Source organism: Microbacterium istanbulense, from assembly GCF_037204145.1.
GTDB lineage: Bacteria > Actinomycetota > Actinomycetes > Actinomycetales > Microbacteriaceae > Microbacterium > Microbacterium istanbulense.
On record NZ_JBBDGN010000001.1, the window covers coordinates 566293 to 590905 of the forward strand.

The 24613-nt window shown below is 69.4% G+C and carries 22 protein-coding genes; 8 read left to right on the top strand and 14 right to left on the bottom strand.

Annotation, left to right across the window (positions count from 1 at the left end; translation table 11 throughout):
* The first annotated feature begins 21 nt into the window (after nt 1–21).
* Both WDU93_RS02800 and WDU93_RS02805 read left to right on the top strand, forming a co-directional pair.
* The gene (locus tag WDU93_RS02800) at nt 22–1515 is read left to right on the top strand and encodes an ABC transporter permease (RefSeq protein WP_337317157.1); all 1494 of its coding nucleotides are present in this window, start codon (nt 22–24) and stop codon (nt 1513–1515) included.
* Entirely contained in the window at nt 1512–2552 is a 1041-nt protein-coding gene (locus WDU93_RS02805) for an ABC transporter ATP-binding protein (RefSeq protein ID WP_337317158.1), read from the top strand. The genes WDU93_RS02800 and WDU93_RS02805 overlap by 4 nt, the downstream gene beginning before the upstream one ends.
* On the opposite strand, the gene WDU93_RS02810 is transcribed toward WDU93_RS02805, so the two are convergent.
* Complete coding sequence (locus WDU93_RS02810; protein WP_337317161.1) at nt 2503–5106, bottom strand: AMP-binding protein; 2604 nt, start codon at nt 5104–5106, stop codon at nt 2503–2505. The two genes, WDU93_RS02805 and WDU93_RS02810, sit on opposite strands and share 50 nt — an antisense overlap.
* An 87-nt stretch (nt 5107–5193) precedes the next feature.
* On the opposite strand from WDU93_RS02810, the gene WDU93_RS02815 reads away from it, so the two are divergent.
* Complete coding sequence (locus WDU93_RS02815; RefSeq protein ID WP_337317163.1) at nt 5194–6486, top strand: hypothetical protein; 1293 nt, start codon at nt 5194–5196, stop codon at nt 6484–6486.
* Nucleotides 6487–6514: 28 nt separating this feature from the next.
* Here the strand turns inward: WDU93_RS02815 and WDU93_RS02820 are convergent, their stop codons facing one another.
* The 3 genes from WDU93_RS02820 to dnaB form a co-directional block, all read right to left on the bottom strand.
* Nucleotides 6515–7087 (bottom strand): TetR/AcrR family transcriptional regulator, encoded by a 573-nt coding sequence (locus WDU93_RS02820; protein ID WP_337317165.1) that lies wholly within the window; start codon nt 7085–7087, stop codon nt 6515–6517.
* Between the two features lie 17 nt (nt 7088–7104).
* Complete coding sequence (locus tag WDU93_RS02825) at nt 7105–7860, bottom strand: CPBP family intramembrane glutamic endopeptidase (RefSeq protein WP_337317167.1); 756 nt, start codon at nt 7858–7860, stop codon at nt 7105–7107.
* A gap of 71 nt (nt 7861–7931) precedes the next feature.
* Nucleotides 7932–9320 (bottom strand): replicative DNA helicase, encoded by a 1389-nt coding sequence (gene dnaB / locus WDU93_RS02830; RefSeq protein WP_337317169.1) that lies wholly within the window; start codon nt 9318–9320, stop codon nt 7932–7934.
* 519 nt (nt 9321–9839) lie between these two features.
* Between dnaB and WDU93_RS02835 the strand changes: the two genes are divergently transcribed.
* Entirely contained in the window at nt 9840–10991 is a 1152-nt protein-coding gene (locus WDU93_RS02835) for a hypothetical protein (protein WP_337317171.1), read from the top strand.
* A gap of 409 nt (nt 10992–11400) precedes the next feature.
* On the opposite strand, the gene rplI is transcribed toward WDU93_RS02835, so the two are convergent.
* From rplI to rpsF, 4 genes are read right to left on the bottom strand one after another with little or no spacing between them, the layout of a single operon-like run.
* Complete coding sequence (rplI, locus tag WDU93_RS02840; protein ID WP_337317173.1) at nt 11401–11862, bottom strand: 50S ribosomal protein L9; 462 nt, start codon at nt 11860–11862, stop codon at nt 11401–11403.
* Between the two features lie 11 nt (nt 11863–11873).
* On the bottom strand, nt 11874–12128 hold the full coding sequence (gene rpsR / locus WDU93_RS02845; protein WP_337317175.1) for a 30S ribosomal protein S18: 255 nt from the start codon (nt 12126–12128) through the stop codon (nt 11874–11876).
* A gap of 47 nt (nt 12129–12175) precedes the next feature.
* Nucleotides 12176–12673, bottom strand: coding sequence for a single-stranded DNA-binding protein (locus tag WDU93_RS02850; RefSeq protein WP_337317177.1), 498 nt, complete (start codon nt 12671–12673; stop codon nt 12176–12178).
* Nucleotides 12674–12678: 5 nt separating this feature from the next.
* Entirely contained in the window at nt 12679–13044 is a 366-nt protein-coding gene (rpsF, locus tag WDU93_RS02855; protein ID WP_337317179.1) for a 30S ribosomal protein S6, read from the bottom strand.
* A 173-nt stretch (nt 13045–13217) separates the two neighbouring features.
* Here rpsF and WDU93_RS02860 point away from each other — a divergent pair, with 173 nt between their 5' ends.
* Nucleotides 13218–14336 (top strand): hypothetical protein, encoded by a 1119-nt coding sequence (locus tag WDU93_RS02860; protein ID WP_337317182.1) that lies wholly within the window; start codon nt 13218–13220, stop codon nt 14334–14336.
* 63 nt (nt 14337–14399) lie between these two features.
* Here WDU93_RS02860 and WDU93_RS02865 read toward each other — a convergent pair whose 3' ends face one another.
* Entirely contained in the window at nt 14400–15761 is a 1362-nt protein-coding gene (locus tag WDU93_RS02865) for an MFS transporter (protein ID WP_337317184.1), read from the bottom strand.
* A 101-nt stretch (nt 15762–15862) separates the two neighbouring features.
* Here WDU93_RS02865 and WDU93_RS02870 point away from each other — a divergent pair, with 101 nt between their 5' ends.
* Both WDU93_RS02870 and WDU93_RS02875 read left to right on the top strand, forming a co-directional pair.
* Nucleotides 15863–16771 (top strand): LysR family transcriptional regulator, encoded by a 909-nt coding sequence (locus WDU93_RS02870; RefSeq protein WP_337317187.1) that lies wholly within the window; start codon nt 15863–15865, stop codon nt 16769–16771.
* A 239-nt stretch (nt 16772–17010) separates the two neighbouring features.
* Nucleotides 17011–18045 (top strand): NAD(P)-dependent alcohol dehydrogenase, encoded by a 1035-nt coding sequence (locus tag WDU93_RS02875; protein ID WP_337317190.1) that lies wholly within the window; start codon nt 17011–17013, stop codon nt 18043–18045.
* Nucleotides 18046–18149: 104 nt separating this feature from the next.
* Here WDU93_RS02875 and WDU93_RS02880 read toward each other — a convergent pair whose 3' ends face one another.
* From WDU93_RS02880 to WDU93_RS02900, 5 genes are all read right to left on the bottom strand, one after another.
* Nucleotides 18150–18542: a DUF779 domain-containing protein gene (locus tag WDU93_RS02880; protein ID WP_337317193.1), complete on the bottom strand. Its 393-nt coding sequence runs from the start codon at nt 18540–18542 to the stop codon at nt 18150–18152.
* An 86-nt stretch (nt 18543–18628) separates the two neighbouring features.
* Entirely contained in the window at nt 18629–20176 is a 1548-nt protein-coding gene (gene exaC, locus WDU93_RS02885) for an acetaldehyde dehydrogenase ExaC (RefSeq protein ID WP_337317195.1), read from the bottom strand.
* A gap of 306 nt (nt 20177–20482) precedes the next feature.
* Nucleotides 20483–21814 (bottom strand): GAF domain-containing protein, encoded by a 1332-nt coding sequence (locus WDU93_RS02890; RefSeq protein WP_420064038.1) that lies wholly within the window; start codon nt 21812–21814, stop codon nt 20483–20485.
* 199 nt (nt 21815–22013) lie between these two features.
* A complete protein-coding gene (locus WDU93_RS02895; protein WP_337317200.1) occupies nt 22014–22691 on the bottom strand; it encodes a response regulator transcription factor in 678 nt (225 codons plus the stop codon).
* The gene (locus WDU93_RS02900) at nt 22688–23833 is read right to left on the bottom strand and encodes a sensor histidine kinase (RefSeq protein ID WP_337317202.1); all 1146 of its coding nucleotides are present in this window, start codon (nt 23831–23833) and stop codon (nt 22688–22690) included. Before WDU93_RS02900 ends, WDU93_RS02895 begins: the two co-directional genes overlap by 4 nt.
* A 193-nt stretch (nt 23834–24026) precedes the next feature.
* Between WDU93_RS02900 and WDU93_RS02905 the strand changes: the two genes are divergently transcribed.
* A complete protein-coding gene (locus WDU93_RS02905) occupies nt 24027–24461 on the top strand; it encodes a DUF6326 family protein (protein ID WP_337317205.1) in 435 nt (144 codons plus the stop codon).
* Nucleotides 24462–24613 lie beyond the last annotated feature (152 nt).

Below are 24613 nucleotides of genomic sequence, written 5' to 3' on the forward strand. Positions count from 1 at the left end.
CGACGCCCGAGCGTCGGTCTCGTGGTGCTGGTCTGCCTGCTGTGCGCCGGCGCGCTGATCCCGGTCGGCTATGTCGTGGCCTCCGGAGTCGCGATCGGTGTCGACGAACTGCGCGCCCTGCTGTGGCGCCCCCGCGCGGGCGAGCTGCTGAGCAACACGGTGCTGCTGGTCGTGCTCGGCGTGCCGCTGACCATGGCCATCGGCACCGGCTGCGCGTGGCTCGTCGAGCGGGTGCAGCTGCCGTTCCGGCGCACCCTTGCCGTGCTGTGCGCCGCACCCCTGGCCATTCCCGCGTTCGTCAGCAGCTATGCCTGGGGCAGCGTCGCGCCCGGGGTGTCCGGCCTCGCCGGCGCCCTGCTGGTCTCGGTGCTCGCCTACTCCCCCCTCGTGTTCCTGCCCATCCTCGCCGCGCTCCGCGGCCTCGACAAGGCATGGGAAGAGGCGGCCCGCTCGCTCGGCCTCGGGCCCTGGCGCGTGTTCTTCCGCGTGGTGCTGCCCCAGCTGCGTCTGGCCATGCTCGGGGGCGGCCTCGTCGTGGGGCTGCATCTGCTCGCCGAGTACGGTGCGTTCGCGTTCATCCGTTTCGACACGTTCACCACCGCGATCGTCGTCGCCTACCAGTCCACCTTCGCGGGCCCCGCGGCGGCATCGCTGGGCATCGTGCTCACGTCACTGTGCGCGCTGCTGCTGCTCGGCGACACCCTGCTGCAGGGGCATGGGCGCTACGCGCGAGTGGGCAGCGGAGCCCCCCGGCGGGCAGAACCTCTCCGCCTGCGGCCCCTCCCCACGGCGGCGATGCTGCTCCTGCCCGTCGGCTATGTCATCGCGGCGGCCGGCGTGCCGATGACGATCGTGATCCGGTGGCTGTTTCATGGCACCGCGATCGACGTCGAGACGCTGGTGAGCACGGTCCTGACGACCCTGGCGCTGGGCACCGCGGGCGCCCTGGCCACGGTGGTCGTCGCCCTGCCGATCGCCTGGCTGTCTGCCCGCTACCCCGGGCGGCTCTCGCGCACGCTCGCCGGGGCGGCGTACCTCGCGAGCAGCCTGCCGGCCATCATCGTCGCGCTCGCCCTCGTCACCGTCACCGTGCGGGTGGCGCCGGCGATCTATCAATCCGCGGGGCTCGTCGTCGCCGCGTACGCGATCATCTTCCTGCCCCGTGCGATCGTCACCCTGCGGGCGGGGATCGCCCAGACCCCGGTCGGTCTCGAGGAGGCCGCCCGCGCGCTGGGCGTCTCGCCGCTGGTCGCGCGCCTGCGCGTGACCCTTCCGCTGCTGCTGCCGACGCTGGCCGCAGCGACCTCACTCGTCGCCCTTGGCGCGGCCGGCGAACTGACCGCGACCCTGCTGCTGGCTCCCACCGGCACCCGCACCGTCGCCACACAGTTCTGGGCTGCGGCATCCTCCATCGACTACGCCGCTGCAGCCCCCTACGCGCTGTTGCTGGTGGCGCTGTCGGCGCCTGCCGTCGCCATCATGTTCACCCACGCCACCCGAGGAAGAAGCCGATGACGCTGACCGTGAGCCACGTGCGCAAGAGCTTCGGCGCCGATGACGTGCTCGATGACGTCTCGTTCCGCGTCCCACGCGGGTCACGGCTCGCCCTGGTCGGCCCGTCCGGTGGGGGCAAGAGCACCCTGCTGCGCGTGATCGGCGGGTTCGAGACGCCCGATGCGGGCACGGTCGAGCTCGATGACCGGCGCCTGGTCGGCGACGGCGTGAACGTGCCCGCGCACCGCAGGCGCATCGGCTACGTGCCGCAGGACGGCGCACTCTTCCCGCATCTGAGCGTGGCGGGCAACATCGGCTTCGGTCTGCCGCGTGCGGCGCGGCAGCGCACCCGGATCGCGGAGCTCATGGAGCTCTGCTCGTTGGCATCCGACCTCGCCGATCGACTGCCTCATGAGCTCTCCGGCGGGCAGCAGCAGCGCGTGGCCCTCGCTCGCACCCTCGCGACGTCGCCGGATGTCGTGCTGCTCGACGAGCCGTTCAGCGCGCTGGATGCCGAATTGCGCGAAGCCACCCGCACCGCGGTCGCCGAGATCATCGATCGCACCGGCGTGACCGCCGTGCTCGTGACGCATGATCACACCGAGGCGCTGACCTTCGGCGACCTCGTCGGGGTGCTGATCGACGGCTCGCTCGTGCAGTACGGCGCCCCCGAGGCGGTCTACGGCGAGCCGGTCGATCTGCGCGTGGCGCGGCTGCTGGGCGACACGGTCGTGCTGCCGGCGCGGCGTCAGGGCGCACAGGCGCTGACCCCGCTCGGCGTGATCGACGTCGGTCGCGACCTCGCCGGCGAGGCATCCGCTGTCGTGGCGCTCCTGCGTCCGGATCAGCTGCGGGTGCGACCCGAGCCTCAGGGCATGGCGACCGTGGCGCACGTGCGCCACGGCGGCGCAACCACCGCGGTGACCCTCGCGATCGGCGAGGATACCGTGACGGTGATGGTGCCGCGGCGTGATGCCGATGCGCTGGCGGTCGGGGTCCCGGCGCACGTCACGGTCGACGGCGCAGCGGTGCTGTATCCCGCGGCGCTGCCGCGCTGAGCAGGCCGCGCAGGCGCCGCTCGGCGAGCTGATACGCCCGCCAGGCGGCGAAGCCGACCGCGAACGAGAGCACCACGCCCAGCAGCGGGGAGGTGTGCTCCCACATCGGGAACACGGTCCAGTGCGTCAGGTAGACGAACAGCGACGAGCCGGCCAGCAGCACGAGCACCGGCACCACCTGTCGCGGCAGTCGCACGGTCGGCAGCCAGAGCAGCACGAGTCCCCCGACGATCACGATGACCTCGCGCATCGGGGTGCCGAAGAAGCCGATCATCCCGGCGATGAGGACGCCGCTGAGCAGCAATCTCTGCCACCAGCGGTCAGCCCGCGCCGCGGCCCAGCCGAGCGCGACCAGCCACCCGGCCGCGGGGAGTGTGTAGCGCTCGACGAGCCCGGTTTCGACACCGGTGACGGCGTAGCGCAGCGCCAGCAGGGCCACCAGCAGAGTCAGCGCGAAGACGAAGGGGCGCGCGCGCTCCCAGCGGTCCACGACGCGCAGCGCGAACAGGGCGGCGAGCGCCAGCATCCCCCACACGGCGAGCTCGATGAACCAGTACGCCCACTGGCTGTCCCAGCTGCCATCGGCGTCGGGCAGGAACCCGTGCACGAGGAGCACTGTGCTCGGTGGGTACTGGGCGGTGAGCAGCGATACGAAGCCGATCCACAGCACAGCGGGGATCGCGATACGCGCCGCGGCCCGCAGCAGCCGACGAGAGCGGATGCCCGGGGGCGCCTCCGTCAGCTGGAAGCGGGCGATACCGAATCCGAGCAGGATCAGCAGCACGTGCGCGCCCCCGCGCGCGAAGAGCAGGTCGGCGTGGGTGGCGACGACGAGCAGGATGGCCACCGCACGCAAGACGGTCACGGTCTCGACGCGCGGCCAGCGCCGCCAGCCGCGGTCAGGCGCCGGTGCTTCGGTGCCCTCGACCGCGGCGGAGGCGTCGGCGAGGGTGCTCAGTTCAGCGATCGTCAGGCGTGGCCATTCGCGGGGCAGGGTGCCGAGGTGCTGCTCCAGGCGGACCGAGAGCTCGACGAAGCTCAGCGAATCCCCGCCGAGCGAGGTGAACGAGTCGTCGGCGGTCGCGTCGGGGCGGGCGAGGAGCTGGGCGTAGAGGTCGCGCAGCTGCTCCACACTGCGCCCGCCGTCGGTGTCGCTGTGTGCGCGTTCGGCATCCGCCGCGTGGGCACGGAGGGCGACGGAGTCGATCTTTCCGCTCGGGGTGCGCGGGTAGGCGTCGACGGCGAAGCCGGCGACGGCATGCGCAGGGATGCCGGTCGCGGCGACGACGAGGGCGGTGGCGCGGCGGATGTGCCGCGCGGCGCCGACGAAGACCAGTAGCCGGCGGTCGTCATCCGACACGATGCGGGCGTCGATCCCCTCGGCGGCGAGCGTGCGCTCGAGCTGGTCGAGGTCTGCGCGGATGCCGTAGAGCTTGGAGAACCGGTTCAGGCGGCCGACGATCTCGAACAGGCCATCCGGGCGACGGCGGCCGAGATCTCCCGTGCGCAGCTCGGTGAGAGTGGCACCGCGGGCCAGGTCGGCGGGGCTCTCGGCGTAGCCCATCATGACGTTCGGGCCCTGGTAGACGAGCTCGCCGACGGCATCCGGCTCGGTGGCCGCGTCGTCGAGTGGGTCGACGCGCAGTGAGCCGCCCGGGATGGCGCGTCCGATCGCGCCGATAGCGGAGGCGGCGAGCGCGGGAGGAACGTACGCCATCCGCGCAGTCGCCTCGGTCTGGCCGTACATCGTGAAGAAGTCGTAGCCGCGGCGGGTGGCCAGGTCGAGGTGGCGGCGGGCGGTGTCGACATCGAGCCGACCGCCGGCCTGCGTGACGTAGCGCAGGGTGGGCAGCTCGCGGTGCGCGAAGCCGCTCGCGTCGAGCAGTTCGAAGGTGTACGGGACGCCGGCGAACGAGGTGGCGCCGGCATCGGCGAACTCCGCCCAGAAGAGCTCGTCGGTGACGCTGCGCTCGGTGAGGAGCACGCTGGCGCCCGCCAGCAGGTGGCTGTTGAGCACCGAGAGGCCGTAGCAGTACTGCAGCGGCAGCGTGGTCGCGGCGCGGTCGGCGCTCGTGAGGCGCAGATACTCGGCGATCGCCTCGGCGTTGCTCAGGAGGTTCTCGAGCGAGAGTCGCACGAGCTTCGGTGAACCGGTCGAGCCGGACGTGCTGGCGAGCATGGCGAGGTCAGGATGCAGCGTGTGACGCGTACCCGGACGCCGCTCGATGATGGCGCCGTCGTCGGCCTGCCCCTGGGCGATGACATCGGGGTCGAACGTGTCGATGAGGGTGGTGTGGGAGTGCGGGCCGTCGGCGACGAGAAGCACGACGTGGCCCCCGCTGAGCGCGGCGAGATAGGTGACGACGGGGTCGAGGGTGTTGGCCATGACGACCATCACGAGACGGCGGGTGGTGCCGAGCTGCCGCCGGCGGGCCGTGACGAGGTCGTCGAGCTCGCCGTAGGTGACGGTGCGGTCGCCTACGACCAGGGCCGGGTCACTCGCGCGGCCGGCCAGCAGGCGCGCCTGTGTGGCGTATTCACTCGCTGCGGTCACCTAGTTAGCTTAGCCTAAGCTACTTTTCCCACCTGCCCAGGATTCTGCCTCTGGCGCCGCCGCACCCCGCGGGTCTAATGTGCGCTCATGAATCGAGAATGTGGTCTGCGCCGCACGGTCTCCCTGCTCGCCGGCATCCCGGTGGCGGCACTCGCCGCCGCGGTGCTTGTCGCACCGGCAGCCTCGGCTGCCACGCCTGTTCTTCCGCCGCGAACGACGAGTGTCGTGGAGCGGACGGAGGTCGACGCGGACGGCGACGGCGCGACCGATCACATCATCCTCACCGAGTCGACGTATGACGCCGGCGGAACGCTGCTGACCCAGCAGAGCCGTGACGACTTCGATGCCGACGGTGCGTGGGACCTCACGATTCTGACGACCCTGATCTACGACGACGACGGGCGGCTCTCGCTCGCCACCACGACCACCGATGGGGACGGCGACGGCGCCGTCGATGCGACCGAATGGCAGGAGCTCAGCTACGACGCACGCGGCCTCGTGACCAGCGTGATCATCACGAGGGACGACAACGGCGACGGCATCATCGACTCGACGACGTCGTCGACCGATACCAGTGACAAGGCGGGGCGCACGTTCCGCTCGGTCATCGAGGACGATGTCGACGGTGATGGTGTCACGGACTGGCGATTGACCCTCGTGGATACGCTCGACAAGAAGGGGCGATCGATCCATTCGGAGTCGGAGTTCTTCGACGCCGCGACGGGTGTCACCGAAGTCAGTGCGATCGAGACCACCTACGGCAAACGGAACAACGTGCTCAGCGTGACCGAGACCTACACGACCCCCACCGAGACGATGGTGCAGGAGACGCGCCTGTCGTACGATTCGCGGAGCTTGCTCACTGGCTACACGGTCACGTCATCGCCGTCCGGCGAGACGCAGGTGCATTCCGTGACGCGCGATCGGCGCGGGCATGAGACCGGGTACACCACGACGTACGACCATGAGGGCGACGGTGTCATCGACGCGGTCCTGAGCGGGACGTGGACGTATGACTCCCGCGGCCGGCTGGTGGCGGACACGACCTCACTCACGCTGGGCAGCGTGGTCGCGCCGATCCTGGAGACGGTGTACGAACGGGATGCCCGCGGCCGCGACATCCGGCGCGTGCAGACCTTCGATGAAGATGGCGACGGCACCGCCGAGCACGTCGAAGAGGTCGTCAGCACCTATGACACGCACGACCGGCCGTTGTCGACGGTCAGCACGGTCACGGTCGGCGGCGACGTGATCGAGATCCGCTCCACGACGTGGGTGTACGACACCCACGGGCGGGTGCTGTCGGAGATCACCGAGACCGACTACCTCGGCGACGGCACGATCGACGAGCGCTGGGTGTTCACGAGCACGATGTCCTGAGCCGGCCAGGCTCTTGCCGTAGCGCGCCTCAGCCGACCAAGGCAGCGAGGGCGGCATCCACGCGCGTGCGCACGGTGTCTTCGGGCTCGGGCGCGTAGAGCAGTTGCGCCGCAAGGCCCTGAGCAAGTGCGAGCACGGCCCATGCGGCGGTGTCGGGGTCGACCGGGCTTCCGGGTTCGCCCGCCGCTCGGGATCGTGCGATCAACCCCGCGATCAAGCCGCGGATCTGCGCATCGCTCTCGGCGATCGCCGCCCCGACGGACGGGTCGGTGAGCGCGTGCTGCGCAAAGGCGTCACCCTGGCGCTGGGCCGCACGACGCGCGTCGTCGAGCGGGAGGATGCCCAGAAGCAGCTGCACGAGCCACTCGCGCACGGTCGGCACACCGGGAGGTGCGGCGGGAGTCGGTCCGCTCTGCGCGCGCAACCGCGCGAAGGCCGCGGAGAGCATCTCGCCTTTGGAGGGAAAGGCCTTTTGCACCGCGCCGAGCGACCATCCCGACTCCGCGGCCACGGCCCGATACGAGACCCCGGCGATGCCCTCGCGACCGATGAGGCCGAGGACGGCATCAGCGAGCTCAGCCTGTCGAGGCGTCAGTGACATGTCTGCCATCGTACGGTCTATGCCACGGGGCCTTCGAAGCGGTCGACGCCCCGCCAGAGCATGAGCGCGTAGACGAGAAGCAGCACGCAGCAGACGCCGATTCCGCTGAGCGCGAGCGGCGATGTCGAGTTGCCTCCGGCGAAGTTGAGGAAGTCCCATGCGGCGTGCCACACGATGGCGGGCCACAGGCTTCCGGTGCGGACCGCGAGCTCCGCCGCGACCACGCCGAACAGCACAGCGAAGGCGAGCTGCAAGCCCGCGACCGCCAGCGATTCGCCGGCAAGCAGGTTCACGAGGTGCAGGATGCCGAAGAGCAGCGAGGTGCCGACGATTGCGACGCGCGCTCCGTGCGGTCGGAGCACCGCGAGCACGACGCCGCGAAACCACACCTCTTCATTGACACCCACCGCGATCGCGAGCGCGGCATATGCCAGCAGGGTGGGCGCGGAGACATGGATACCGGCCGTCGCAGCGATGATCGGCAGGGTGAGGATCGGCGGCACGAACCACCAGACGGAGCGCAGCTTGCTGGGGGCGCGGAAGCCATAGTCGCGAAGGCTCGGCGGCGAGATGCGCATCACGATGATGCCCACCGCCGCCGAGAGCGCGGCGCCCACCGCGATGAGCAGCGCAGACGAACTCTCCCCTGCGGCGGTGATCTGAGCGACGGCCGAGGCCACCGCGGTGAACAGCACGGGAACCAGGGCGAAGCCCACGGCGGCGAGCCAGGGAAGGCGCGTCACCCACGACGCAGCCGGACGGGAAGGGGTCATCTCATCTCCTCAGAATACGAGTGTATGTGGAGAGAGAATACACTCGTATTCTTGGGAGTCAAGGGCTGAGCTTAGTTGAAGTCCCCGCCCCCACCGAAGTCGCCGGGCGCCATGTCGGCGAACCGTGAGTAGTGGCCCTGGAACGCGACGGTGATCGTCGCGGTGGGGCCGTTACGGTGCTTGGCGACGATGAGGTCGGCCTCGCCCGGGCGCACGTCCTTGTCGTAGACCGAGTCGCGGTGCAGCAGAATCACCATGTCGGCGTCCTGCTCGATCGAGCCCGACTCACGCAGGTCGCTGATCGCGGGCTTCTTGTCTTGCCGCTGCTCAGGGCCGCGGTTCAGCTGGCTCAGCGCGATCACGGGCACCTGCAGCTCCTTCGCGATGAGCTTGAGGCTTCGCGAGAACTCCGACACCTCCTGCTGACGCGACTCGACACGCTTGCCCGAGGTCATCAGCTGCAGATAGTCGATGATGACCATGCGCAGACCCTCGCGCTGCTTGAGCCGCCGGCACTTCGCGCGGATCTCGACGAGGGTCATGTTGGGGCTGTCATCGATGTACAGCGGCGCATCGTTGATGCGGCCGCGCGTCGCCGCCACCGTGGTCCAGTCGCGCGGGTCGAGGTTGCCCTTACGCATGTTCTGCAGCGGGATCGCACCCTCGGCACTGAGCAGACGCATCGCGATCTCGCTCTTGCCCATCTCGAGCGAGAAGAACACTGACGGCAGGTTGTGACCGATGGATGCCGACCGCGCGAAGTCCAGCGCCAGCGTCGACTTACCCATAGCCGGACGCGCCGCGACGACGATCATCTGCCCACCGTGCAGACCGTTGGTCAGCTCGTCGAGCTCACGGAACCCGGTCGGCACACCCGTCATCGACCCATCGCGGCTGTTGGCCGCCTCGATCTCCTCGACAGCGGCATCCACCGCGACGGTCAGCGGCACGTAGTCTTCGGCCGTCTCGGAACCGGTCACCGAGTAAATCTCGGCCTGGGCGTTGTTGACGATGTCGGTCGCGTCGCCCTGACCCTCGTACCCGAGCTGCACGATGCGCGTTCCGGCGTCGACGAGGCGACGCAGAATCGCCCGCTCCGACACGATCCCGGCGTAGTAGCCGGCGTTCGCGGCGGTCGGCACGATCGAGGTCAGCGTGTGCAGATAGTCGGCGCCGCCGGCCCTGCCCAGCTCACCGGTCTTGATGAGCTCGTCGGTGACGGCGATGACGTCGGTCGGCTCACCGTGCGAGTACAGCGAGAGGATCGCCTCGTAGATGAGCTCGTGCTTGGGGATGTAGAAGTCGGCGCCCTTGAGCGTCTCGATCACATCGGCGACAGCATCCTTCGACAGCAGCATGCCGCCCAGGGCGCTCTGCTCGGCGAGGAAGTCGTGCGGCGGGGTACGCTCCGGCCCGCGCCCGCCTCCGAGACGCTCGTCCGAAATGTCGGCAATCGACACAGTGCTCCCTCCGGTCCAGATCTCTGCCGCTGTTCACGTGCGACGACGGGCTTGTCGCACCGGGTTTCCGGGCTTTGGCACACAGGGAACCATGAACAACCGACATCTGGTCTCGACCACGGTAGGAGCACCCTTATCCACATGCAACAGACCCTGTGGATAACTCTGTGGAGAGGATGCGGACAACCTGGGAGTGTCTGTGCAGAACACCTGTGGATGAGTCGGTGGACAGCCACTCCCGGCAACTTTTTTACCCGCATTTACCTGGGGTTTCTCGTTTCCCCACCCTGTGGATGAAAATCGACTTCAAGGCAAGATTTAAGGTTGGGTTCACCTGCCGTGAATGTGAACAACCTGGGGAGAAGTCAAGTCGGTTCCGCGCCGGGCGTGGCGCAGCGCCGATCGATCCGATCACAGCCTGCGATCGCGGTGGACAGCGCGTATGGCCCGGAGTATTCTCGCCCAGAAGAGCGCATCTCACCCGGGTGCGTTTCGTGCAGCCTGGTGGGGAGGTGGACCGTGCAGTTCCGTGCGCACGCGAGCCGCCCCCTGGCGACGTTGCTCCTCGGTGGCCTCGGCATTCTGCTGTGGGCGGCCTACGCGATCTTCTTCAGCGGTGCGACCGCGCACGCCGAAGAGACGCTGGATGCCACCGGCACGACGTCCTCCGCAACGCAGGCCTCGGCTTCCGCCACGAAGGCGCAGGCAGCGCAGAAGCCACAGGCGGCACTGCCGAGCAAGCCCGCTGCCGCGCCCCAGCCGGCCGCCGCACCCAAGCCGGCACCGGCAGTGAAGCCGCAGAAGCCCTCCGTGACCCCGGTGCAGCCCACCCAGCCCAAGGCCGACAAGTCTCCAGCAGACAAGCCCAAGGCCGACAAGCCCACGACTCCCGTCACTCCCACTCCCGCGGAACCCGTCAAGGGCAACGGCCAGCCCACCGGCAACACCGGCAACGAGCCCCAGCACGGCACCCCCCAGAACGACAAGGGCAACAGTGGCAACGCGGGCACGCAGCACGGTGGCCAGCCTGCCACTCCCGGCAACAGCGCCGAGAGCAATGCCGGAGGCGGCGGCAACAGCACCCCGAACCCGACACCAGCCAACCCCGAGCCAGTAAACGGCAACCAGGGCGGCAACTCCAACCAGGGCGGCAACCCGGCACCCGGCGGCGGCTCGCAGGGCCAGGGCGCCGGCCAGGGCGAAGGCCCGAGCGAGGGCACTCCGGCCGGCAGCAACGCGGGCACCTCGACCGACAGCAACCAGGCCACAGCCCAAGGCCAGCGCCCCGCGGCATCCGGATCGTCCAACGCCACCGCCCCACACCCGCACACGCACCCCGCACTCGGCGCCGTCAGCACGCGTGATGCCTGGGTGATCTCTCAGGCCGCGTACGCCGCGCAGACGGCCGCGGCCCCGCGCACCGACGTCGCATCGGCAACGACCGCCGATGCCCCCAGCTCCGCCGCGCTCCCGGCCGACGCCTCGGCCCTCACGGCCGGCGCCGGCCCATCCAGCTCGACGTCATCGAGCGGTAGCGGCGCGCCCGCCCTCATCGGGCACCTCGCCGATTCCGGCATCCCCTCCCCCGGCATCCACGGTTCGATCCTCACGGTCGACGACGATGCCCCTCCCGCCGCGCCCGCGGCACGCGCTGACGTCCACCCCGACTGACCTGCCCTCCGGTCGACCCTGCATCGACCCATACGCGCGGTAGCCATCCACTCAGATGTCCGCCGACTCGCACGACCCTTCCCACGTGGTCGCGCTGCGAGTCGGCGGAGCGGATGCCTCAGAGTCACCAGCGCCAGGGTGCCCCCCAGTGCCCTCACGCTGTGACCGGCATCCGCAGCGGTGCGGCGGGGATCCCACCTCCGCCGCACCGCTCGGGACGGTTCTCGGGCATCGGCCCGCCGTCCATGGCGGATGCCGGAAACTCCCACATCCGGCATCCGCCCCCTCCACTTCATTGGCCGCGCTGGGGATGCGCATGGGAAAGGCCCCCAGGATCCGAAGATCCTGGGGGCCTTAGTCCGTGCAGACGCGATTACTTCGCGGCAACCATACTTCGTCTCGGTCGCGCTTACGCGCGGCCTCGCTCAGCAACCACCTGCAGGGTGATCACAGCGGTGACGTCGTCGTGCAGACGCACGGTCGCCTCGTGCTCACCGGTGGACTTGATCGGCGCGGTGATGTGCACCTTGCGCTTGTCGATCGAACCCAGGTCGGCGGCGGCGACAGCCTCGGCCACGTCGGCCGGCTTGACCGAACCGAACAGACGGCCCTCGGCACCGGCCTTGACGGCCAGGCGCACCTTGGTGCCCTCGAGCTTGGCCTGCAGCGCCTTGGCGTCGTCGAGGTCGTGGATCGCGCGAGCCTGACGAGCAGCACGAATCTGCTCGACCTGCTTCTCGCCACCACGGGTCCACGCGACAGCGAAGCCCTGCGGGATGAGGTAGTTACGGGCGTACCCGTTCTTGACCTCGATGACGTCGCCAGCGCTACCGAGCCCGGCGACCTCGTTCGTGAGAATCAGCTTTGCCATGTCGGTACCCCTCAGCGTCCGGCGCCGGAGTAGGGCAGGAGAGCCATCTCGCGAGCGTTCTTGATCGCACGGGCGATCAGACGCTGCTCCTGCACCGACACACCGGTGATACGACGGGCGCGGATCTTGCCGCGCTCCGAGATGAACTTGCGAAGCGTTGCGACGTCCTTGTAGTCAATGACGCCCACGCGGATCGACTTCGCGGGAGCGGCGTTCTTCGCGCCCTTCCGCGGCTTGCGGCGGTCGCCGCTCGACTTTCCAGCCATGAGTTTTCCTTAGAGAGTGTTCGGATGCCGCAGCATCCGCAATTCGTTTAGAACGGGGTGTCGTCGCCGAAGCTGCCCGGAGTGCTCCAGGCGTCGGAGCTCGAGGAGCCGGGGGTCGACCACGGCTCGTCCGAGACCTGCTGCTGCGGACGCGACTGTCCGCCGCCGCCACCGCCGTTCGATGCGGCCCGCGTGACCTGAGCCGTCGCATAACGCAGCGACGGACCGATCTCGTCAACTTCCAGCTCGATCGCCGTACGGTTGTTGCCTTCGCGGTCCTGGTAGGAACGCTGACGCAGACGGCCCTGCGCGATGACGCGCATGCCCTTCGTCAGCGAGCCCGCCACGTGCTCGGCGAACTCGCGCCACACCGACGCGCGGAGGAACAGCGCTTCGCCGTCCTTCCACTCGTTGGCCTGGCGGTCGAACGTGCGCGGCGTCGAGGCGATGGTGAAGTTCGCCACCGGCAGACCGTTCTGCGTGTACCGCAGCTCGGGGTCGGCGGTGAGGTTTCCCACCACGGTGATGACGGTTTCGCCGGCCATGAGCCTTAGGCCTTCGCGACCTTGGGCTTACGGGCAGCCTTGTCGGCGGCGCGCTTGGCCTCGGCGGCAACCATGGCCTGTGCCTCTTCGGCACGGAGAACCTTGGTGCGGAACACGAGCTCGCTCAGCTTGAGCTGGCGGTCGAGCTCCTGGGTGGCCTCGCTGCTCGCGGTGAAGTTCACGACGACGTAGATGCCTTCGTTCTTCTTGTTGATCTCATAGGCGAAACGGCGCTTGCCCCAGACATCGACGTTGTCAATCGAGCCACCATCGTTGGTGATGACCTTCAGGAACTTGTCGAGGTTGGGGGCAACCTGGCGCTCGTCCAGCTCGGGGGTCAGAATGACCATGAGCTCGTACTGGTGCGTCACTTACCCACCTCCTTCGGACTAGAACGGCTCCCGGGACTTTCCCGGAAGCAGGAGGGTGTGTTGCGTGTCGTCTGATCCTTCGGCGGACATGCCGACGGGCAGACAACCACAACAGTCTACCGGATGCCGCGCCGCGCGCCGACCAGCCCTGTCGCGCCGGGTACCGTGTTCGCATGACCGACCCGGGCACCACGCGCTTCGACGCCAGGCCGTTGACCGATCCCGTCGACCCCCGCGCCGTCACCGCCTTCCTGCGCGAGATGCGTGCCCAGCATCCGCCCACTGCCACCGCCGTGATCTCGTGGGTGTTGTTCGGGGCGGTCGGCCTCATGTTCGCCTTCGTCTTGATCACGGTGTCGGTCGGGATCGCCTCCTCCGGCGCGTTCGGCGGTTCGGTGGGCCCGCTCCTCCTGCCCGTGCTGATCTTCGTGAGTGTCGCGGCCGTCATCGCCGTGATCACCGTCGTTGCCTACCGCCGGCGGCGGGTGGAGCGCTACCGCATCGCCCGCTTCGCCGCCGCGAACAACATGGTCTATGAGGATCGCGTGCTCAACACCCCGCTGCCGGGGATGATCTTCGGCCGCGGCTCCAGCCGCATGTCGACCTCGCTCGTGCGCGGCCACCAGCCCCGGTTCGTCGAGTTCGCGAACTATCAGTACACGGTGAAATCGGGCAAGAGCTCCACCACCTACCGCTGGGGCTACGTCGCAGTGAAGCTCGACGTGCCGCTGCCCCACATCGTGCTCGACGCGGTGGGCAACAACGCCCTCGGCTCCAACCTGCCCTCATCGTTCGACCGCGACCAGCGACTCTCGCTCGAGGGCGACTTCGACCAGTACTTCCACCTGTACTGCCCACAGGGGTATGAGGCCGACGCGCTGTACCTGTTCACGCCCGACATCATGGCCCGGTTCATCGACAACGCCGCCCAGTTGGATGTCGAGATCATCGACGACTGGCTGTTCCTCTATCTGCAGCGCCCGGTCTCGACGACCGACCCGGCCACCTGGGCGTGGTTGTTCGGTGTCGTGGGCGCGCTGATGACGAAGTTCGACCAGTGGGCGCGGTGGCGCGATGAACGCTTGCAGGTGGCGCAGCCCTCGGCCGCGCCCGGCCAGGCGCCCCTGCCGTTCGCGGCGCCCGCCGGACTGCTCACTCCCCCGCCCGGTGTCGCCGAGCCCGGCCGGCGGCTCAAGTCGCGCGGCTCCTGGGTCGCCCTGCTCGTGATCGGACTCATCTTCCTGCTCATGCAGGTGCCCCGGTTGTTCGGGTTCTTCGGCGGGATGCCCTGACCCGAGGCCCCAATGACGAACGCCGCCCCCTCGTGAGGGGCGGCGTTCGTCTGTCGCTGTGGTTCAGCCGTGACGCGCGGCATCCGCCTCGTCGATCGACAGCAGCGAGATGCCCTTGGTCTCACGCAGCGACAGCGCCGCGATCGTCGTGAGCACGCAGGCGATGACGATGTAGATCGCCACCGGCACCCAGGAGCCGAAGTCGCGCAGCCACTGGGTCGCGAGGATCGGCGCGAGCGAACCTGCCACGATCGCCGTGACCTGAGCGCCGAGCGAGACACCCGAGTACCGCATCCGGGTCGGGAACAGCTCGCTCATGATCGCCGGCTGCGGCGCGTACAGGAACGCGTGGAACACGAGGCCCAGCGTGACCGCGACCACGATGAGCACCGGGTTGAGCGTGTCGAACAGCGGGAAGGCGATGAACGCCCACGTCGCCGCGAGCACCGCGCCCAGGATCACGACCGGGCGGCGGCCCCACTTGTCGGCCAGACGGCCGGCCTGCGGGATCACCAGGAAGTGCACCACGTGCGCGATCAGCAGGGCCAGCAGCAGCTGGCTGGTGTCGTACTCGTGCACGACCTTGAGGTAGACGATCGAGAAGCTGACGATCACGTAGTAGAAGATGTTCTCCGCGAATCGCACACCCATGGCCTTGATCACGCCCTTGGGGTAGCGACGCAGCACCTCGATGACACCGTACGAGGTCGCCTTCTCAGAGATCGCTTTCTCCTTGGCCTCGAGGAAGATCGGCGCCTCTTCGACGTTGCGGCGGATGTAGAAGCCGACGATCACGATCACGGCCGACAGCCAGAACGCGATGCGCCAACCCCACTCGAGGAACGCCTCGGGTGCGAGCAGCCACGACGACAGCAGCAGCACGAGGGTGGCGAGGAGGTTGCCGACGGGCACGGCCGCCTGCGGCCAGCTCGACCAGAACGCGCGCGAGCGGTCGGGCGACTGCTCGGCGACGAGCAGCACCGCGCCGCCCCATTCGCCGCCGACCGCGAAGCCCTGCAGGAAGCGCAGGGCGACGAGCATCGCCGGCGCCCAGAAGCCGATCGAGGCGAAGCCGGGCAGGCAGCCCATGAGGAAGGTCGCGACGCCGACGATGATGATCGTCGCCTGCAGCGTGGGCTTGCGGCCGAAGCGGTCACCGATCTGCCCGAAGACGATGCCGCCGAGGGGGCGGGCGATGAAGCCGACGGCGTAGGTCACGAACGCGGCGATGATGCCGTCGAGTGGTGAACCGGTGGGCGGGAAGAAGTACGTGCCGAAGACGAGGCTCGCGGCCGTGGCGTAGAGGAAGAACTCGTACCACTCGACGACGGTGCCCGCCATCGAGGCGGCCACCACCCGCTTGAGGGCGGAGGGGCTGGCGATGAGGGCCTGATCGTTCGTGGCCGTGGTTGGGGGGTTCGGCATCCATGTCTCCTTTGACGTGACCGTTGACCTCGAAATTCTCTGCGACGCCGCAATGCGAATCAATGCCCACTGCCGCAACGAGTATGTGCAGAATTGCACACATGGATGTTCGACGACCGCCGCGTGCGGATGATCTGCTCGTGCTGCTGGCCGTCGCCCGCACCGGGCGCTACACCTCGGCAGCCGCCCACCTGGGGGTCGACCACACGACGATCGCGCGCCGCATCACCGCCCTCGAGGATGCCATGGGCGGGCGTCTCGTGTCGCAGACCACCTCCGGGTGGGAGCTGACCAAGCTCGGCCAGCACGCGGTCGAGTCGGCCGGGCGCATCGAGGCGGCGATGTCGCGGCTGAACGGCGCGACCGCCGAACCCGACCCGATCTCGGGAGTGGTGCGGATGTCGGCCACCGATGGCTACAGCGCCTACATCGCCGCCCCGGCGATCGCCCAGCTGCGCGCATCGCATCCGCGTCTCACCGCCGAGATCGTGACCGTCACCCGCAGCGCCGCCGACCACCGCCCCGGCCTCGACATCGAAGTCGTGGTGGGGCGGCCGCAGACGCAGCGCTCGCAGATGACCCGGCTCGGCACCTATACCCTGGGCATGTACGCCTCGCGCGAGTACCTCGACCGCGCGGGGGCGCCGACGTCGCCGGTGGAGCTGATGCGGCATCCGCTCGTCTACTTCGTCGACTCGATCCTGCAGGTCGAAGCGCTCGACCTGCCCCGCCGCGTCGTGCCCGACATGGACGACGGGGTGACCTCGACCAACGTCTTCGTGCACGTGGAGGCCACCCGCGCGGGAGCGGGGATCGGGCTGCTGCCGTGCTTCATGGCCGACCGGCATCCCGACCTCGTGCGCCTGCTGCCCGAGGCCTTCACCGAACGCCTGCCGTACTGGATGGTGGTGCGCGCCGAGTCCCTGCGCATCCCCGCCGTCGTCGCCGTCGCCGATGCGCTGCGCGCCGCGACCGTGCGCGCCCAGCCCATGCTCGACGGCGCCGCCTGAGATCCACTGGGTCCCTGAGCCTGTGTGCGCCTGCCTGGGTCCCTGAGCCTGTCGAAGGGCCCTGAGGTCCCTGAGCGAGGAGCGCAGCGACGAGACGAAGGGTCGCAAGCCCAACCGGTATTCTCCCGGCCATCCCGACCCCCGCGACCACCGGCAGTGCCAGGCTGGAAGTGCGGCGAGCGCGCCGCAAACGCCACTGACGACCGGGGGCATCGGATGCCTCCATGAGAGGAGCTGCCATGAAGGCCATCCAGTACCGCGAGATCGGAAAGGGCCCCGAACTCGTCGAGATCCCCACGCCCGAGCCTGGGCCGGGTCAGATCCGACTCAAGGTCACCGCCGCTGGCCTGTGCCACTCCGACTGGTTCGTGATGGGGCTGCCGGCCGAGCAGTACACCTACCCGCTGCCGCTCACGCTCGGTCACGAGGGCGCCGGCATCGTCGACAAGCTCGGCGACGGAGTCGAGGGCATCGAGCTCGGCGGCTCGTACGCCATCTACGGCCCGTGGGGATGCGGCCAGTGCCACGCCTGCGCGCAGGGCAAGGAGAACTACTGCACGCGCGCGGCCGAGCTCGGCATCGCCCCTCCCGGCCTGGGTGCGCCGGGGGCGATGGCCGAGTACGTCATCGTCGACGACGCCCGTCACCTCGCTCCCCTCGGTGACCTCGACCCCGTCGAGACGGTGTCGCTGACGGATGCCGGCCTGACCCCGTACCACGCGATCATGTCGTCGGCGGCGAAGCTGCGTGCAGGTGCCACGGCCGTCGTGATCGGCACCGGCGGGCTCGGGCACGTCGGCATCCAGATTCTGCGGGCCGTGTCGCCGGTGACGGTGATCGCCCTCGACATCAGCGAAGAGAAGCTGGCGCTGGCGCGGGAGGTCGGCGCGCACCACGCCCTCATGTCGGATGAGTCAGCGGTCGAGAAGATTCGTGAGCTGACCGGGGGTAAGGGCGCGGATGCCGTGTTCGATTTCACCGGCATCCAGCCCACACTCGACATCGCCCGGCAGGTCGTCGCCGTCGACGGCGACATCCAGATCGTCGGCATCGGCGGCGGGCTGCTTCCCACCGGGTTCTTCTCCACGCCGTTCGGCGCCTCGGTGCGCGCGCCCTACTGGGGCAGCCGCAGCGAACTGATCGAGGTGCTCGACCTGGCGCGGAGCGGGGAGGTCGGGGTGCACGTGGAGCGCTTCACCCTGGACACCGCGGTCGAGGCGTACACGAAGCTGCACGACGGGCAGGTGCGCGGGCGCGCGGTCGTCGTGCCGTAACGTCGAGACCAGCGACCGAGACCCCTGGCTGCCGCCCACACCCCGCGCTGTGGACGTCTGCAGCTGGGGGTCTCGGCGCGAAGGCGGGGTCTCGGCGAAGGGACTCAGGCGGTCAGGCCGAAGTACTCCAGTTCGGCGTCGTTCAGCATCCGAGACCGGATCAGGAACCGCATGCCGGTCGGACCCTCCACGCTGAATCCCGCCCCGCGGCCGGGGACGACGTCGATCGTCAGGTGCGTGTACTTCCAGTACTCGAACTGCGACTCCGACATGTACACGTCGATCGGGTCGAGCCCGGCGACCTCGAGCACGCCCAGGTGCACGTCGCCGGCACTGGTGACGAACATGCCCACCGGGTAGCACATGGGCGATGAACCGTCGCAGCATCCGCCGGACTGGTGGAACATGAGCGGCCCGTGCTGGGCGGTCAACTCACGCAGAAGGGATGCCGCGGCATCCGTCACCTCCACGCGCTGGTAGCTGCCGATGCTGACCATCGAAACCTCCTCGGGAAAGGGGACAAGGGCGGCGGACGGATGCTGGGGCATCTGGGGGCCGTCCGCCGCCCGTTGTCACGTGCGGATCAGAAGAAACCCATCGGGCCTTCGGCGTACGAGACGAGGAGGTTCTTCGTCTGCTGGTAGTGGTCGAGCATCATCCGGTGGTTCTCGCGGCCGATGCCCGACTGCTTGTATCCGCCGAAGGCGGCGTGCGCCGGGTACTGGTGGTAGGTGTTCGTCCAGACCCGGCCGGCCTCGATCGCCCGGCCCGCGCGGTAGGCGGTGTCGCCGCTGCGGCTCCATACGCCGGCGCCCAGCCCGTACAGGGTGTCGTTGGCGATCGAGATCGCGTCGTCGAAGTCGTCGAAGCTCGTCACCGACAGCACCGGGCCGAAGATCTCCTCCTGGAAGATGCGCATGTCGTTGGTGCCCTCGAACACGGTCGGGGCGACGTAGAAGCCGTCGCTGAGGTCGCCGCCGAGGTCGACCCGCTCGCCGCCAGTGAGCAGTCGAGCCCCGCCCTGCTTGCCGATGTCGATGTAGCTGAGGATCTTCTCGAGCTGGTCGTTGGATGCCTGCGCGCCGATCATCGTCGCCGGATCCAGCGGGTTGCCCTGGATGACCTTGCCGACCCGCTCGAGTCCGTCGGAGAGGAAGCCATCGTAGATGGAGCGCTGGATGAGGGCCCGCGACGGGCACGTGCACACCTCGCCCTGGTTCAGCGCGAACATCGTGAAGCCCTCGAGGGCCTTGTCGTAGAACGCGTCGCCGCGGGCCGCGACATCCTCGAAGAACACGTTCGGGCTCTTACCGCCGAGCTCGAGAGTGACCGGGATGAGGTTCTGCGAGGCGTACTGCATGATCAGGCGGCCCGTGGTGGTCTCACCCGTGAACGCGACCTTGCGGATGCGCTTGTGCTGAGCGAGCGGTGCGCCCGCCTCGATACCGAATCCGTTGACGATGTTGACCACGCCCGCCGGCAGCAGGTCGCCGATGATCTCGAAGAGGAAAAGGATGGATGCCGGGGTCTGCTCGGCCGGCTTGAGCACGACGCAGTTGCCTGCGGCGAGCGCGGGGGCGAGCTTCCAGGTGGCCATGAGGATCGGGAAGTTCCACGGGATGATCTGACCGACCACACCCAGCGGCTCGTGGAAGTGGTACGCCACGGTGTTCTCGTCGAGCTGGCTGATGCCGCCCTCCTGGGCGCGCAGCACGCCGGCGAAGTAGCGGAAGTGGTCGATCGCGAGCGGGATGTCGGCGGCGAGGGTCTCGCGGACCGGCTTGCCGTTCTCCCACGTCTCTGCGACGGCGATCTCTTCGAGGTGCGCCTCCATGCGGTCGGCGATCTTGTTGAGGACCACCGCGCGCTCGGCGGGCGTCGTGCGCTTCCACGATTCGAAGGCGCGCCAGGCCACCTCGACGGCGCGGTCGATGTCGGCCGCGGTGCCCCGGGCGACCTCGGTGAAGGGCTTGCCGTTGACGGGGCTGACGTTCTCGAAGTACTGGCCGCTGGCCGGTTCGACGAACTCCCCGCCGATGTAGTTGCCGTAGCGGGCTCGGTAGTTCGCGACCGCACCGGGCTGGCCGGGGGCGGCGTATGCGGTGGACACGCTCTCTTCGACGATGGTCATGATGTCTCCTTCGACATGTGCGACTGTGCGCGGCGCCACTGCCGCGTTCGTGTGCCTCGACGCTAGGCCGCGCCCCGTTGCACCCCCGTGCGCAACGTTGCATCCGGTTGCGGACCCCCTGGGCCCTTCGGCAGGCTCAGGGACCCACCTTCCCGGGTCACACCGTCTTTCGGTTCGCTGAGCCACCTTGGGTCGCTGAGCTTGTCGAAGCGTCCCAGCCCTTCGTCTCGTCGCTGTGCTCCTCGCTCAGGAACCACCCTTCGTCTCGTCGCTGTGCTCCTCGCTCAGGGGCCGCCGCCGGGTGGGTCAGGCGTCGAGGCGTTCCAGCCGCGCGACGAGGCTGGCGCGCTTGGGCGAACGGGCCGGGAGCATCCCCAGCGCGAGGCGCAGGATCTCGGCATCCGCCTGTCCCTCGGGGATGTCTGCGTAGGCGAGCAGCACATCCAGGCTCGCCTCCGACAGCATCGCCTCGCGCAGCGCTGCCCGCACCTCCTCGCGGAACTCGTCCACTCCCGGCGCGACGGAGTCGGGCAGCACGGGCCCCCGGTACGCCGACAGCGCCACCCGATGCGCGCCGCGGTCGAGCAGGGAGAGCACGTCGTGGGCATCCGTCTCGAGCGGAACCGTCAGCCGATACGGCCGCGACTGCGGTGCGAGGTCGGGCGAGAGACGGTCGAGTACCTTGCGCAGCCGCACCATCTCAGGGCGCAGCGTGTCGGCCGGCGACCCTTCACCGTAGATGAGTTCGGCGAGCCGTTCGGCCGACAGGCCCTGCCGGTGCACGGCGAGTGTGAGCAGGATCTCGGCGTGGCGCGCGCTGAGCTCGACGACCGTCTCGCTGTCGTCGCCGTCCACCTCGAGGCGGGCCCGGTCGCGGCCGAGCACCTGAAGCCGGGCGCGCTGCGCCGCCGTTCGCGGGGGCCGCCGTGGCGCCGAACGGCTGGGCGCGGATGCCTCGGCGCGGGCGCGCAGACGAGCGACGAGCAGTTCGGATTCGACGGCGCGGGCCGTGGCATCCACCAGCATCCGCGCCTGCGGTGTCGCCGCCTCGGCACCGCCGGTGACGTCGATGACGCCGAGGATGCGGCGGGTCTCGGGGTCGAACACCGGCGCCGCCGTGCACGACCATGGCTGCACGAGCCGGTTGTAGTGCTCGGCCTGGTGGATCTGCACCGCTTCACCGAGCGCGAGGGCGGTGCCCGGCGCCGAGGTGCCGACGGCCGCCTCCGACCAGTTCGCCCCCTCGACGAAGCCCATCTCGCCGGACAGCATCCGCTGCTGCAGGTCACCCTCGACCCACAACAGGCGACCGGCGTGGTCGCCGACGGCGACGATGACGCCGGAATCCTCGGGCGACCCGGGCAACAGCAGCCCGCGGATGAGGTCCATCGCCCCGGCGAGCGGATGCCCGGTGCGGTACTCCTCCAGCGCCTCCGGCGTGAAAGCCAGCGGCGGCCTGCCCTCGGCGCCGACCCGGCCATGCCACGCGCGCTGCCACGAGGCGCGCACCAGCGGGCGCACCTGCTGCAGGCGGGTGTCGTCGAGGTTGCCGGCGACGAGCTCCTCGTGCGCGCGCTCGATGAGCAGGCGCGACATCTCCGGCGAGACGTCACGCGACGAGGACCACGGCGAGGGCACGAAGCCTCCGATCAGCGCTGACGGGGTGTGCCCAGTGTAAGTCGCCACGCCCTGCTCGGGAATGCCCGCTGCCCCCGCCGCACCCCGCCGCACCCCCCGCGGCGCCCTATCGCAGCAGGAAAGTGCTCCTGCATGGGCCCGCGGAGCAGCACTTTCCTGCTCCGCTAAGGCGAGGCGGGGCGGGCGGGGCGGGGCGGGGCTAGGGGGTCCCGGGGTCGCGGCGGGGGCGCATCCGTCCTGTTTGGTGCGCCCAGATCGCGATCTCCACCCGGTTGCGCGCGCCGAGCTTGGTCATGACGCTCGCGATGTGGGTCTTCACCGTGCTGAGCGTGATGAACAGCTCACTCGCGATCTCGCCGTTGCTCCGCCCCAGCGCGACCTGGGTGAGCACCTGCTCCTCGCGTTCGGTGAGGGGCTCGGTCGGCGGCGGGACGGATGCGGCGGGGCCCGCGCCCGCGAACGCCTCGAGCAGGCGCACCGTGACGTTCGGCGCGATCAGGGCGTCGCCGGTCGCCGCAGCGCGAACCGCCTGAGCGAGCAGCTGCGATCCGGCATCCTTGAGCAGGAAGCCCTTCGCTCCGGCTCGGAGCGCCGAGAAGACGTACTCATCGAGATCGAACGTCGTGATGATGACGACGGCCATCGGGTCGTCGACACCCGGCCCGGCGAGCATCCGCGTCGCCTCAATACCGTCGAGGACGGGCATCCGCACATCGAAGAGGCAGACGTCAGGCCGGATGCTTCGCGCGAGCGCGACCGCCTCGGCGCCGTCTGCCGCGTGGCCGACAACGTCGATATCGGGCTGGGCATCGAGGATCATGGCCAGCCCCGTGCGCACCAGCTCTTGGTCGTCGGCGATGAGCACGCGGATGCTCATGCTGCCCACCCCGCGCGGGGCAGCACCGCGACCACGGCCCAGCCACCGCGCACCGGACCGGCCTCACACGTGCCACCCAAGAGGGCGGCGCGCTCCATCATGCCGATGATGCCGAACCCCGGCGTCGGCGGAGCGGACGGCCCGCCGTCGTCGGTCACCCGCAACCGCACCCCACCCGCATCCGCCTCGACGAGGACGTCGATCCGGGTCGCCTGCCGCGCATGACGGAGCGCGTTGGTGACGGACTCCTGCGCAAGACGGAACACGGCGGCGGCCACGGGTGGTGGCACGTCGCCGCCCGTGGCCACCACCTGCACGGTGACCACCGGGCCAGCGGGCGTCGCTCCGGCGAGCTGATGGATGTCGTCGAGCCGAGGACTCGGCGCGAGCTCGGCCGTCTCTCCCTGTCTGAGCACGCGCACCATCGCCCGCAGCTCGCGCAGGGTCGTGGCGGCCTCCTCCTCGATCACCCGCAGCGCGGCTTGCCCCGCGCGCGGATCATGCTCCGCCACCGCGAGTCCGGCCTGGGCCCGGATCGTGATGGCCGAGACGTGATGGGCGACAGTGTCATGCAGGTCGCGGGCGAGGTGCTCGCGCTCCTGCATCCGGATGCCATCGACCAAGCGCTGCTCGGCGCCGGCGCGGTAACGGACGGCGATGCCTGTCAGCGCGACAGCGAGCAGCAGCGCGATCCCGCCGACGAGGTCGTCGAGGCCGATGCCGCGCACGACGAACACGCCGACGGTCGCGAGCACGAGCACGGTCGCGAGCATCAGGTCACGGCCCGCCGCCCAGCGGAACAGGGCGTAGATGAGCACCAGGACGAACAGGCCCGTGTACAGGCCCGGTCCGGGGAACAGCAGGTCGACCGGCACCGTCACCGCGAACACGATCGCCAGCATGAGCAGCGGCTGGGTGCGACGCCAGAGCACCGTCGGTAGGACGGCGAGAAGCGCGATCACGTCAATCGCTGACGAGGAGCGATCGATCCTCAGCATCCCCTCGGTCACCGCCGCCACCACGAGGACGGCGAGCAGCGCCCAGTCGCGCCAGACTCGGCGCGGCGGAGCGGGCACAGCGCTCGGCGCATTCCACGCGGACCGCAGCAGCCCCTTCACGATCTCAGGATACGAGCGCAGCACGGCCTGCTGTCCTTCGGATCACACATGCCTCGATACTCCGCCGGTTCGCGCTCGTGTGCATCGGGCGGGTGGACGAGCACAAGACCGTACTTTCGGCCGAGTGGATTCGACCCCGCAGACCGATGACGCCCTGGACGGGGGCGGACGAGCATCGGTGTCGGACAGTTCGTCCTCACATCCAAGGGAGCCTGCAATGAGCACTCACCGACCCACAACCGCGCTGGACGACCAGCGGGTACCGGTCAGAACCACACTCGCCGTCGCCTGGGCGAGCTTCGTGCTGCTGTACCTGTATGTCGACTTCATCACCTTCTACAAACCCGGCGTCGTCGACGACATCCTCGACGGCATCGTCTGGCAGTTCGACGTCACCCCGGCCTGGGCGGTGACCGCACTGGCCCTCCTGGCGATCCCCATCCTGATGGTCGTGCTCTCGGCGATCCTGCCCGCGCGGGCAGGCCGCATCGCCAACCTCGCGGCAGTTGCCATCCAGATCCCGTTCGCAGCGTTCAACGCGGTGGGCGAGATCGGCACGGAGTGGATGCCGTTCTACCTGCTGGCCATTGCCCTCGAGTTCTTCGTGCTCGCCGTCATCCTGCGGCACGCCTGGACCTGGCCCCGCACCTGAGGCCCGCGCGCCGCCCCAGAGCCGACCCGCTGAGGCATCCGCTGCGCCGAGCGAGCAGGAAAGTGCTGCTGCACAGGCCCGCGGAGCAGCACTTTTCTGCTCCGCTACGCGGGCGGGAGGCATGGGTAGCGCCGAGTGAGCGGAAAAGCACC

Coding starts and splice junctions, on each gene's coding strand:
- WDU93_RS02805 (WP_337317158.1), top strand. CDS start 1,512: ATGACGCTGACCGTGAGCCACGTGCGCAAGAGCTTCGGCGCCGATGAC.
- WDU93_RS02815 (WP_337317163.1), top strand. CDS start 5,194: ATGAATCGAGAATGTGGTCTGCGCCGCACGGTCTCCCTGCTCGCCGGC.
- WDU93_RS02820 (WP_337317165.1), bottom strand. CDS start 7,087: ATGTCACTGACGCCTCGACAGGCTGAGCTCGCTGATGCCGTCCTCGGC.
- WDU93_RS02825 (WP_337317167.1), bottom strand. CDS start 7,860: ATGACCCCTTCCCGTCCGGCTGCGTCGTGGGTGACGCGCCTTCCCTGG.
- rplI (WP_337317173.1), bottom strand. CDS start 11,862: ATGGCAAAGCTGATTCTCACGAACGAGGTCGCCGGGCTCGGTAGCGCT.
- rpsR (WP_337317175.1), bottom strand. CDS start 12,128: ATGGCTGGAAAGTCGAGCGGCGACCGCCGCAAGCCGCGGAAGGGCGCG.
- WDU93_RS02850 (WP_337317177.1), bottom strand. CDS start 12,673: ATGGCCGGCGAAACCGTCATCACCGTGGTGGGAAACCTCACCGCCGAC.
- WDU93_RS02860 (WP_337317182.1), top strand. CDS start 13,218: ATGACCGACCCGGGCACCACGCGCTTCGACGCCAGGCCGTTGACCGAT.
- WDU93_RS02865 (WP_337317184.1), bottom strand. CDS start 15,761: ATGCCGAACCCCCCAACCACGGCCACGAACGATCAGGCCCTCATCGCC.
- WDU93_RS02870 (WP_337317187.1), top strand. CDS start 15,863: ATGGATGTTCGACGACCGCCGCGTGCGGATGATCTGCTCGTGCTGCTG.
- WDU93_RS02875 (WP_337317190.1), top strand. CDS start 17,011: ATGAAGGCCATCCAGTACCGCGAGATCGGAAAGGGCCCCGAACTCGTC.
- WDU93_RS02880 (WP_337317193.1), bottom strand. CDS start 18,542: ATGGTCAGCATCGGCAGCTACCAGCGCGTGGAGGTGACGGATGCCGCG.
- exaC (WP_337317195.1), bottom strand. CDS start 20,176: ATGACCATCGTCGAAGAGAGCGTGTCCACCGCATACGCCGCCCCCGGC.
- WDU93_RS02895 (WP_337317200.1), bottom strand. CDS start 22,691: ATGAGCATCCGCGTGCTCATCGCCGACGACCAAGAGCTGGTGCGCACG.
- WDU93_RS02905 (WP_337317205.1), top strand. CDS start 24,027: ATGAGCACTCACCGACCCACAACCGCGCTGGACGACCAGCGGGTACCG.